Genomic DNA, 11,228 nt, shown 5'->3' with positions numbered 1-11,228 from the left:
GAAAGCTTCGTACCCACATCGGGGCCGCCTCTGTCACCCCGCCGGGCACAACGCCACGACGGGGTGACAAAGGCGGCCCTGTGCGACCGGTCAGGCCGGGCGTTGCAGCACCACCATGCTGCGGCCCACCAGCGTCACCCGATCGCCCGCCGCCACCTTCGGCCCGGCCCCGGGCAGCACCCCGGCCGGGCGCGCGGTGTCCACCACGGCGTGCCACTGCCGGCCGTGGTCGACGGGCACCGCGAATTCCAGGGTCTCGGCGCTCGCGTTGAACATCAGCAGGAACGAGTCGTCGGAGATCCGCTCCCCGCGCGGCCCCGGCTCCGAGATGGCGCTCCCGTTCAGGAACACCGTCAGGGCCTTGGCGTGGGCGGCCTGCCAGTCCCGCTGGGTCATCTCCTGGCCCTCGGGCGTGAACCAGGCGATGTCGGACAGCTCGTCGTGCGTGCCCTCCACCGGGCGGCCGTGGAAGAACCTGCGGCGGCGGAAGACCGGGTGGTCGCGGCGCAGCCACACCATCGCCCGGGTGAACTCCAGGAGGCTCATGTCCTGGGCCCCGCCGTCCGGCCCGTCGTCCTCGTCCCCGCCGTCCTCGCCCACCGCGGCGGCGGGCTCGGGCCAGTGCACCCACGCCAGCTCGTTGTCCTGGCAGTAGGCGTTGTTGTTGCCCTGCTGGGTGCGCCCGAACTCGTCGCCGTGGCTGAGCATCGGCACGCCCTGCGACAGCATCAGCGTGGCGATGAAGTTGCGCATCTGACGCTCGCGCAGCTCCAGCACCTCGGACCGGTCCGTCTCGCCCTCGGCGCCGCAGTTCCACGACCGGTTGTGGCTCTCGCCGTCCCGGTTGCCCTCGCCGTTGGCCTCGTTGTGCTTGTCGTTGTACGAGACCAGGTCGTGCAGGGTGAAGCCGTCGTGGCAGGTGGTGAAGTTGATCGAGGCCAGCGGGCGCCGCCCGTCGTCCTGGTACAGGTCCGAGGACCCGGTCAGCCGCCCGGCGAACTCGGCCAGCGTCCGGGGCTCGCCCCGCCACAGGTCGCGGACCGTGTCCCGGTACTTGCCGTTCCACTCGGTCCACAGCGGCGGGAAGTTCCCCACCTGGTAGCCGCCCTCGCCCACGTCCCACGGCTCGGCGATCAGCTTGACCTGGCTGACCACCGGGTCCTGCTGCACCAGGTCGAAGAAGGACGACAGCCGGTCCACCTCGTGGAACTGCCGGGCCAGCGTGGCCGCCAGGTCGAAGCGGAAGCCGTCCACATGCATCTCGGTCACCCAGTACCGCAGCGAGTCCATGATCATCTGGAGTACGTGCGGCGACCGCATGAGCAGCGAGTTCCCGGTGCCCGTGGTGTCCATGTAGTACCGCTGATCGTCGGTCAGCCGGTAGTACGAGGCGTTGTCCAGCCCCCGGAAGGACAGCGTGGGCCCCAGGTGGTTGCCCTCGGCGGTGTGGTTGTAGACCACGTCGAGGATGACCTCGATGCCCGCCTGGTGCAGGGCGCGCACGGCCTGCTTGAACTCCAGGACCTGCTCGCCCCGGTCGCCCCAGGAGGCGTACGCGTTGTGCGGAGCGAAGAAGCCGATCGTGTTGTAGCCCCAGTAGTTGGCGAGCCCCGCGTCCGCGAGGCGGTGGTCCTGCACGAACTGGTGCACCGGCATCAGCTCGATCGCCGTGACGCCCAGCTCCGTCAGATGGGCGATGATCTCCGGATGCGCCAGCCCGGCGTACGTGCCGCGCAGCTCCTTCGGCAGCCCCGGATGGAGCATCGTCAGGCCCTTCACATGGGCCTCGTAGATCACCGTGCGGTGGTAGTCCGTACGGGGGCGCCGGTCGTCGCCCCAGTCGAAGTACGGGTTCACCACGACCGAGCTCATGGTGTGCGGGGCGGAGTCGAGGTCGTTGCGCGCGTCCGGCTTCCCGAACGGGTAGCCGTAGACCGCCTCGCCCCACTTGATCTGCCCGGACACCGCGCGGGCGTACGGGTCGAGGAGCAGCTTGGCGGAGTTGCACCGGATGCCGTGCTCCGGTTCGTACGGTCCGTGCACGCGGAAGCCGTAGCGCTGACCGGGCATCACCCCGGGCAGATACGCGTGCCGGACGAACGCGTCGGTCTCTCTCAGCTCCACCGCCGTCTCGGAACCGTCGTCGTGCAGCAGGCACAACTCGATTCGGTGGGCGGCCTCCGAGAAGACCGCGAAATTGGTCCCGGCGCCGTCGTACGTGGCACCGAGCGGGTACGCCTGTCCCGGCCACACCTGCATGGATTCGACTCTTCCCGTCCTGCCGCGGTCGCCCTGGGGAATGCGGGCCGCCTCTCCCCGGGCCAGATCTTCCCCGAAAGAGCCTCCCTTACCTAGGACGTCGGCCGGTCGGTCAACCTCGTGCCTCTCCGTGTCGCCCGGATCCGGCCTCCTGGCGCACCCCCGTCCGAGCTGTCCGGTTCGCGGTCCTCACTGGGGTGTTTAATCACTATGAATCCGCTCACTCCCGTCGAACCCGCCGACCGGAACAGGTTTGATTCCATGGGGAGTTGGTAAAGGAGCCTGCGCATCCGGCTGCACCGGCTCCCGCTCCCGGAGTACCCTTCCTTGATCGTTGGTGGGGAGTGGAAGGCGGTGCGTGGGTGAGCTCGGGAGGGTTCGAGCTGCCCCCGGGTGACGCGGGTCACGAGGGGACGTGGCCGAGGTCCCGCCCGGGGCGGTATCGCTGGCACAGCCCCTGGAGATCGGTGCGGAGCTGGACTGGGACGCCGACGCCTGGAGCGAGGTGCGCACGCGCGCCCAGAGGGCCGGGCGCGCCTATATCTGGCTGAATCTCGTCGAACAGCGGCTGCGCGCCGTCGTCGCCGCGGTGCTGCGGCCGATCTACGAGCCCGTCCACGGCGAGGACTGGGTGGTGGCCGCCGCCGGGCCCGCCGGACAGGAGTGGGTGCAGCGCGCGGTCGCCGTGCGCGAGGTCTCCCGCCGCAAGGGCTATCTGCTCGACCCGGCCGACGACAACGTCCTCAGCTTCCTCACGCTGCCCCAGCTCCGCGAGCTGATGGTCCAGCACTGGCCTTGCTTCGAGCCGTACTTCGACGACCGCCGCGATGTCGAACTGGCGCTCGATGAGCTGGAGGTCGCGCGCAACGTCGTCTCCCGCAACCGCGCGCTCAACGAGGCGGTGCTCGCCCAGGCGGAGCGGGCCTCGGCCCGGCTCCTGGAGATGCTGGGCAGCGGCGCGGGGGTGCCCTCCGCGGACCGGCTGCCCGTCGACGCGGTCGAGGAGCTGGTCGGCGACCGGTACGCGGACGTGGTCTCCGTCCACTCCGACCGGGTGCGCCTCCAGCGCCAGCTGCCCGCCGAGGACCTGTTCGGCGGGGCCCGCCGGCTCGACGCGATCGGCATCGGGCTCAACCTGCTGGTGCAGAACTTCTCCGGACGCCGCCTCATCCGGCTCGCCGAGTCGGGCTGCCGGATCCGGCTGCTCTTCATCAACCCGGCCAGCAGCGCGGTCAAGCGCCGCGAGCGGGAGCTCGGCCTGAAGAAGGGCGAGCTGAGCCGGGCCGTCGAGATGAACATCCTGCACACCCGCCGGGTGCGCGCCAAGCTCCGCGACCCGGACGCCTTCCAGATCCACGTCTTCGACGAGACCCCGCGCTTCACGGCCTACCTGGTGGACGGCGACGGGGCCGACGCGGTCGGGGTCGTCCAGACCTATCTGCGCCGGGCGCGCGGCATGGAGGCACCGGTGCTGGTGCTGCGCGGCGGCGGGCGTGCGGTGGTCCGGGCGGGGCAGGGTTACGAGCACGGGCTGTTCGAGACGTACCGCGAGGAGTTCGAGTCGGTGTGGGCGGACTCCCGGCCGGTCTCCTGAGCGGCGTTGTCAGTGGCCCGTGCGAGGGTGGTCGTCATCCGGGGGAGCACCATGAAGGAGGTACGGGATGAGCTGGCACCGGCACGCGCTGGTCGGCTTCGATCTGGAGACGACGGGGACGGACCCGCTGGAGGCCCGGATCGTCACGGCCGCGGTCATCGCGGTGGACGACCGGGACGGTGAGCCGACCGCCCGGCACACCTGGCTGGCCGACCCGGGCATCCGCATCCCCGCCCAGGCGTCCGCGATCCACGGCATCAGCAGCGAGCGGGCCGCGTCGGAGGGCCGGCCCGCGCGCGAGGTGGCCGACGAGATCGCCGACACGCTGGCCGGCTACTGGCGCCGGGGCGTCCCGGTCGTCGCGTACAACGCCGCGTTCGATCTGACGCTGCTCACCGCCGAGTTGCACCGCCACGGGCTGCCGCCGCTCGCCGACCGGCTGGACGGCGCGCCCGTCGGCCCCGTCATCGACCCGTACACCATCGACCGCGCGGTCGACCGCTACCGCAAGGGCAAGCGGAATCTGGAGGCGGTCTGCGTCGAGTACGGCGTGGTGCACGGCGGCGCCCACGACGCGACGGCGGACGCGCTGGCCGCGGTCCGCGTGGCGTACGCGATAGCCGCCCGCCACCGCGTGGTGGCCGAACTCCCGGCGGACGCCCTGCACGCCCGCCAGATCACCTGGCACGCGGAGTGGGCGGCGGACTTCCAGAACTTCCTCCGCCGCAAGGGCACCCCGGACGCGGTGGTGGACGGCCAGTGGCCGGTACGACAGCCGGTCCGCACGAACGCCTGACCCGCGTGTGTCCTCAATCGCCGGACGGGCTCGGGTTTCTGCCCGGGGCCCGGACGTCGGCGCCATCAAGCCCGTCCGGCGATTGAGGACACAACGCTGGTCCGGCGCGCCGGGCACCCCAGCCGACTCAGAACGGATACCACCGCACCGAGGGGTCACCCTCCCGCAGCGACGCCACCCGGCGCCGGAACTCCGCGAGAGCGGCACCGTTCGACGGCGCATGCTGTGCCACCCACGCACAGCTCGCCGTCTCCCGCGCCCCCCGCAACACCCCGCACCCGTCCCACTCCCGGACATCCCACCCGTACGCACCGGTGAACGCGTCATACGCGTCCGCCGCCAGCCCGTACCGGTCCCGGGACAGCGCCAGGACCACCAGATCGTGTTCGCGCAGATCGGAGGAGAAGGTCTCCAGGTCCACCAGGACCGGCCCGTCCGGGCCGACATGGACGTTGCGCGCCAGCGCGTCCCCGTGGATCGGACCCGGCGGCAGATGCGGGACCAGCGCCGCGGCCGCCGCCGCGAAACCGTCGCGCCGCTCGCGCAGATACGCCGCGTCGGCCGGATCGATCGCGTCGCCCGCCAGCCGCAGCCACCGCTCGACGCCGCCCAGCAGCTCCCGGCGCGGCAGCGCGAAGCCCTCCGGCACGGGCAGCGCGTGGACGGCGGTGAGCAGCGGCGCCAGATCGCGCGGCTCGGCGGGCCGCACCGCCTCTGGCAGCCGGTGCCACACGGTCACCGGATGGCCCTGGACCAGCCGCGCCCCGTCCTCGGCGGCCCGCACGGCGGGGACACCGGACGCCGCGAGCCACCGGGCGACGGCCACCTCGCGCTCGGCCCGCTCCAGCAGCTCGGGGTGGCGCACGGCGTCCCGGCCGACCTTGACGACGAGGCCGTCGGCCGTGAACACCGCGTTCTCGCCGAGCGCCAGCAGCTCCGCGCCCCCGGGGAACCCGGCGGCGACCAGCACCTCGCGCGCTTCCATCTCGTTCATGGTCCGATTTTCGCATCCGCGCAGCTCGCCTTGACGAACCGGCGGCCCGTCAGCACGATGACGGAGGCCACCTGAGCGGCCGGAACGGCAAGTAGCCGGTCGAACGACGCAAAGGGGGCGTAAGCATGACATTGGCGAGTGCAACCGCACGGGCCGGGCGCGACGGACCGTCCGGCAAGCACACCGACGGGCGGCTCGACCGGGGCGCCGGGACCTGGTTCCTGGTGCTGCCCGCCCTCATCCCGATCCTCGTCCTCAGCGTCGGCCCGCTGCTCTACGGCATCGCGCTCGCCTTCACCGACGCCCAGTCCGGCCGCACCCGCGCCACGCAGTGGATCGGCACGCTGAACTTCCAGGACCTGCTGCACGACGGACTGTTCTGGGAGTCGTTCCGGATCGGCCTGGTGTGGGCGGTCGGCGTCACCGTCCCGCAGTTCGTCCTGGCCCTCGGCCTCGCCCTGCTGCTCAACGAGAACCTGCGGATGCGCTGGCTGGCCCGGGCCCTGGCGATCATCCCGTGGGCGATGCCCGAGGTCGTCGTCGGCATCATGTGGCGCCTCGTCTACAACCCGGACGCCGGCATCCTCAACGAGACCATCCGCGACCTCGGGCTCGGGGACGGCCGAGACTGGCTCACCGGGCTCGCGACCGCGCTGCCCGCCGTGATCGTCGTCGGTGTCTGGTCCGGCATGCCGCAGACCACGGTCGCCCTGCTGGCCGGGCTCCAGAACACCCCGCACGAGCTCCACGAGGCCGCCGCGCTGGACGGGGCGGGCGCCTGGCGCCGCTTCCGTACGGTGACCTGGCCCGCCATCAGACCGGTCGCCCTCTCCATCACCGCGCTCAATTTCATCTGGAACTTCAACTCCTTCGCCCTGGTCTACGTCCTGACCAACGGCGGCCCCGGCGGCCGCACCCGGCTGCCGATGCTCTTCGCGTACGAGGAGGCGTTCCGCTACGGGCAGTTCGGCTACGCCGCCGCGATGGGCTGCGTCATGGTCGCGGTGATCTCCGTGATCCTCGCCGTGTATCTCGCCGGGCGGCTCAGGGGAGGCGACGACCGATGAGCATGCGTACCAAACGGTCCGTGCGCGCCGGGCAGTACGCGGCGCTGCTGTGCTACCTGGTCTTCCTCGCGTTCCCCTTCCTGTGGCTGATCTCCACCGCCTTCAAGCCCGCCCCGGAGCTGGGCTCCCTGCACCCGACCTGGATTCCGCAGCACCCGACGCTGGACAACTTCCGGCAGGCGTTCGACGAGCAGCCGCTGCTGCGGGCCACCGCCAACTCGCTGATCGCCGCGCTCTCGGCCGGGCTGATCGCCGTGCTCATCGCGACCCCGATGGCCTATGTGATGGCCCGCCACCGCACCCGCCTCGCCACGGCCGCCACCGGCTGGGTGATCGTCAGCCAGGCGTTCCCCTTCGTCCTGCTGATCATTCCGCTCTTCCTGGTCCTGAAGAACCTGCACCTGATCAACACCCTCGGGGGCCTGATCCTGGTCTACGTGGTGTGGGCCCTGCCCTTCGCGCTGTGGATGCTCGTCGGTTACGTACGGGCCGTGCCGCGCGAGCTGGAGGAGGCGGCGGCGGTCGACGGGGCCGGGCGGCTGCGCACGCTGGTCTCCGTCACCGCCCCGCTGCTGGCCCCGGGGATCGTCGCCACGGCCCTCTTCGCGTTCATCACCGCGTGGAACGAGTTCTTCTTCGCGCTCGTCCTCCTCAAGACCCCGGAGAAGCAGACGTTGCCGGTCGTACTGACGCACTTCCTCGGCGCCGAGGGCGCCAGCGACCTCGGGCCGCTCGCCGCCGCCGCGTTCCTCGCCACCCTCCCCTCGCTCGTGCTGTTCGCCGTGATCCAGCGGCGGATCACCGGCGGCATGCTGGCCGGGGCGGTGAAGAACTGATGCGCGCGCTGGTACGCAACGCTGCCGCGACGGCCACCGCGCTCGCCCTGCTGCTCACCGGCTGCGGCGGGGGCGACCACGGCGACGCCGACGGGAGGATCACCCTCCGCTTCCAGTCGCTGGCCTGGCAGAAGGAGTCCGTCGACATCAACAAGCAGCTGGTGAAGGAGTGGAACGCGGCCCACCCCGACATCCGGGTCGAGTACGTCCAGGGCAGCTGGGACAGCGTCCACGACCAGCTCCTCACCTCCTTCGAGGGCGGCGAGGCGCCCGACATCATCCACGACGCCTCCGACGACCTCGCCGACTTCGCGTACGGGGGCTATCTCGCCGACCTCCACCCCCTCCTCCCGGACGCGCTCACCGAGGGCATCCCGCGCAACAGCTGGGAGACGGCGACCTTCGACGGCGGGGTGTACGGCGTCCCCTTCCTCCAGGAGCCCCGGGTCCTGATCGCCAACACCAAGATCCTTAAGGAGTCCGGGGTCCGCATCCCGACCCCCGAGAAGCCCTGGAGCTGGACGGAGTTCCGCCAGGTGACCGAGGAGCTGACCGGCAAGGGCCGTTACGGGGTCGCCTGGCCGCTCAAGGAGCCGGTCTCCGTCACCCTCAACCTCGGCCTCTCGGCGGGCGGCGAGCTCTTCCACCGGGGCGCCGACGGCAAGGTGACCGTCGCGATGGGGGAGGGCGACCAGGTCGTCCCGGGCACCATCCACGACCAGGTCAACACCGACCACAGCGCCGCCCGCACCGCGCTCGGCATGGGCGGCGGCGACACCCTGCCCGGCTTCTTCGGCGGCAAGTACGCGATGGTCCCGCTCGGGTTCTCGTACCGCCAGCAGATCGTGGAGCAGGCCCCGAAGGGCTTCGAGTGGTCGGTGCTGCCCGCCCCGGCGGGCCGGGACGGGCTCGCGCAGGGGGTGAGCCCGCAGACCCTGTCCGTCGCCGAGGACAGCCCGCACAGGAAGGAGGCGGTGGAGTTCATCGACTTCCTGCTCAGGCCGGCCAACATGGTGCGCCTGGCCAAGGGGGACTGGATGCTGCCCACCGGAACCGAGGCGCTGGCCGACCCCTCGCTGCACACCGCGGACCGGGGCTGGGCGACCGGCGCCGCGCTCGCCGGGGCACTGCGGTCCGCCCCGGCCCAGTCGGTGCGCGGCTACCCCGAGTGGAAGGACAAGGTGGCGACGCCCGCGCTCCAGGAGTACTACAGCGGAGCGATCGACGCGGCCGAGCTGAAGAAGCGTCTGGTGACCGACGGCAACCGGGTCCTGGCCCGCTACCAGCGCTGAACACGAAGGTCCCTCCTGCCGGCGTCCGGGAGGAGGGACCGCGTGATGCAGGGGGTCAGACGCCGACCCGCTCCGGCTCCTCGCCGCCGCGCGCCGGTGCGGACACGGCCGGCTCGTCCTCGTACGACTCGTCGTGCGTCATGTCCGGCAGCCACCGCAGCCACTTCGGGAAGTACCAGTTGCGGTCGCCCAGCAGGGCCATCACGGCCGGGAGCAGCACCCCGCGGATGATCGTCGCGTCGATCAGCACCGCTGCCGCCAGGCCGACGCCCATCTGCTTCATGGACTGCATCGACAGCGTCCCGAAGATCGCGAACACGGCGACCATGATCACGGCGGCGCTGGTGACGACCCCGGCCGTGGTGACCACGCCGTGGGCGATGGCGTCCCGGGTCTCGCGGCCCTGGAGGCGGGCCTCACGGATCCGGGAGACCACGAAGACGTGGTAGTCCATCGAGAGCCCGAAGAGGATCACGAAGAGGAACAGCGGCAGCCAGGAGATGATCGCGCCGACGCCCTCCGCGCCGACCAGCGAGGCGCCCCAGCCGTGCTGGAAGACCGCCGTCAGGATGCCGTAGGCGGCGCCCACCGAGAGCAGGTTGAGGACGATCGACGTGATCGCCACGGTCAGCGAGCGGAAGCAGAGCAGCATCAGCAGGAAGGCGAAGACGACCACGAAGGCGAAGACCGGCACCACCGAGCCGACGATCTGGTCGTTGAAGTCCTTCGACCCGGCGACCTGCCCGGTGACCGGCGCCTCGACCCCCGCGACCTTGCCGAGCGTCGCCGGACGCACGGTGTCCCGCAGCAGTTCCAGGCTCTTCTCGGCCTCGGCCTGGTCCGAACCGCCGACCAGCGGTACGTCGATGACCGCGACGTTCTCCGCGTCGTGCGTCACGATGTCCACCGGGCCCTTCGAGGCGCCCGAGGAGACGGCCTGCCGGCGGAAGTCCTCCAGTGCCTTGCGTACCGGCGCCGCGCCGATGTCGTCGGCCTTCACCACGACCTGCGCCGGGTCGGCGCCCCCGGGGAACGCCTCGTTCAGCCGGTCGTAGGTCCGCACGATCGGCAGCGAGTCGCCGAACTCCTGGTCCAGGGTGAGGTTCTGGGTGTGCATGCCGAGCGCCGGCAGGGCGATCGCGGCGAGCGCCCCGGCGGCGACCACCAGCGCGGTCCACGGGCGGCGCAGCACGGCGGTGAGCACCGCACGCCACACGCGGCTCTCGCCGTCGGCGCCGCCCCGCTTCGAGCGCTTCAGACGGTTCAGGAACGGCACCCTGCCCTTCTCGACCCGCTCGCCGAGCAGCGAGAGGAGCGCGGGCAGCACGGTGACCGAGCCGACCATGGCGACGGCGACGACCATCAGCGAGGCCAGGCCCATCGCCTCGAACTCCGCGATGCCGGTGAAGAGCATGCCCGCCATCGCGACGCAGACCGTCACCCCGGAGACGACGATGGCGCGCCCGCTGGTCGCGGCGGCGATCATCAGCGCGGTCCGGGCGTCCCGGCCCTTGGCGCGCTCCTCGCGCTCCCGGCGCAGATAGAAGAGGCAGTAGTCGACGCCGACGGCCAGACCCACCAGCAGCATCACCGAGTTGGCGGTGTCGCTCATCGGCTGGAAGTGGCTCACCACACCCATCAGGCCCATCGTCGCCATGATCGCGGTGAGGGCGAGGGCGACCGGGAGCAGCGCCGCGACCAGCGCGCCGAAGGCGATGAGCAGGATGCCGAGCGCGACCGGCACGGCGGACAGCTCGGCCCGCTGGAAGTCGCTGCCGAAGGCGTCGTCGAAGGTCTTGCCCATGCTGGCGCCGCCGATCTCCTCGATCAGCAGCCCCTCGTGCGCGCCGTCCACCTTCTCGACGGCCTTCAGCACGGGGGCGACGCGCTCGCTCGCCGTCTCGGGGTCGCCCCGCATCTCGAACTGCACGAGCGCGCTGTGCCCGTCGGCCGAAATGGTCCTGGTGGTGTACGGCGAGCTGACGGCGGTGACCTCGCCGGTCCCCTGCACGGCCTCGATGACGTCCTTGACGGCCGCCCGGAACTCGGCCGACCCGGCCACCGCCCCGTCCGCGCCCTCCGACTGGATGAGCACGGTCTCCCCGGCCGGGTCCTTGAGCCCCGCGTCCTCGATGATCCGCACGGCCCGGCCCACCTCGCCGGACATCTGCTCGCTCTCCTTGACGTCGACCCGGCCGGCCGCTGAGCCGAGCCCCATGGCCAGGACGACGAACAGCACCCAGATCGTCACCGCCGCCCAGCGGTGCCGGGCGCTCCAGCCGCCCGCCCGGGCTGCGACGCCCCGCACCCGCGGCCCTCGCGCCGCATCCACATTCCCCATGACGGGCCTGCCCCCTCGTGACCGGCACCGGCCCACCGCCGCCGCCTCC

General features: G+C 71.7%; 7 protein-coding genes and 1 pseudogene. 5 read left to right on the top strand and 3 right to left on the bottom strand.

Going from position 1 to position 11,228, the window contains the following annotated elements:
• Positions 1-90: 90 nt before the first annotated feature.
• On the bottom strand, positions 91-2,259 hold the full coding sequence (glgX, locus tag NEH16_RS05555; RefSeq protein WP_265539723.1) for a glycogen debranching protein GlgX: 2,169 nt from the start codon (positions 2,257-2,259) through the stop codon (positions 91-93).
• Between the two features lie 362 nt (positions 2,260-2,621).
• On the opposite strand from glgX, the pseudogene NEH16_RS05550 reads away from it, so the two are divergent.
• Both NEH16_RS05550 and NEH16_RS05545 read left to right on the top strand, forming a co-directional pair.
• Positions 2,622-3,853, top strand: a pseudogene (locus NEH16_RS05550) (SAV2148 family HEPN domain-containing protein).
• Positions 3,854-3,920: 67 nt separating this feature from the next.
• Positions 3,921-4,649 (top strand): 3'-5' exonuclease, encoded by a 729-nt coding sequence (locus NEH16_RS05545; protein WP_265539721.1) that lies wholly within the window; start codon positions 3,921-3,923, stop codon positions 4,647-4,649.
• A gap of 127 nt (positions 4,650-4,776) precedes the next feature.
• On the opposite strand, the gene NEH16_RS05540 is transcribed toward NEH16_RS05545, so the two are convergent.
• Positions 4,777-5,643 carry a phosphotransferase enzyme family protein gene (locus tag NEH16_RS05540; protein WP_265539719.1) on the bottom strand — a complete coding sequence of 289 codons (867 nt, stop codon included), beginning with the start codon at positions 5,641-5,643 and terminating at the stop codon, positions 4,777-4,779.
• Positions 5,644-5,768: 125 nt separating this feature from the next.
• On the opposite strand from NEH16_RS05540, the gene NEH16_RS05535 reads away from it, so the two are divergent.
• Genes NEH16_RS05535 through NEH16_RS05525 form a run of 3 tightly spaced genes read left to right on the top strand, consistent with a single transcriptional unit; the run spans position 5,769 to position 8,838 of the window.
• Complete coding sequence (locus NEH16_RS05535) at positions 5,769-6,710, top strand: carbohydrate ABC transporter permease (protein ID WP_265539717.1); 942 nt, start codon at positions 5,769-5,771, stop codon at positions 6,708-6,710.
• On the top strand, positions 6,707-7,546 hold the full coding sequence (locus tag NEH16_RS05530; RefSeq protein ID WP_265539715.1) for a carbohydrate ABC transporter permease: 840 nt from the start codon (positions 6,707-6,709) through the stop codon (positions 7,544-7,546). The genes NEH16_RS05535 and NEH16_RS05530 overlap by 4 nt, the downstream gene beginning before the upstream one ends.
• On the top strand, positions 7,546-8,838 hold the full coding sequence (locus NEH16_RS05525; RefSeq protein ID WP_265539713.1) for an ABC transporter substrate-binding protein: 1,293 nt from the start codon (positions 7,546-7,548) through the stop codon (positions 8,836-8,838). Before NEH16_RS05530 ends, NEH16_RS05525 begins: the two co-directional genes overlap by 1 nt.
• A gap of 55 nt (positions 8,839-8,893) precedes the next feature.
• Here the strand turns inward: NEH16_RS05525 and NEH16_RS05520 are convergent, their stop codons facing one another.
• A complete protein-coding gene (locus tag NEH16_RS05520) occupies positions 8,894-11,179 on the bottom strand; it encodes an MMPL family transporter (RefSeq protein ID WP_265539711.1) in 2,286 nt (761 codons plus the stop codon).
• Positions 11,180-11,228 lie beyond the last annotated feature (49 nt).

The sequence above is a fragment of the Streptomyces drozdowiczii genome (genome assembly GCF_026167665.1).
Classification (GTDB): domain Bacteria; phylum Actinomycetota; class Actinomycetes; order Streptomycetales; family Streptomycetaceae; genus Streptomyces; species Streptomyces drozdowiczii_A.
The sequence above is the reverse complement of the archived record's forward strand: the minus strand, read 5'-3'. Positions and strand labels throughout refer to the sequence as shown.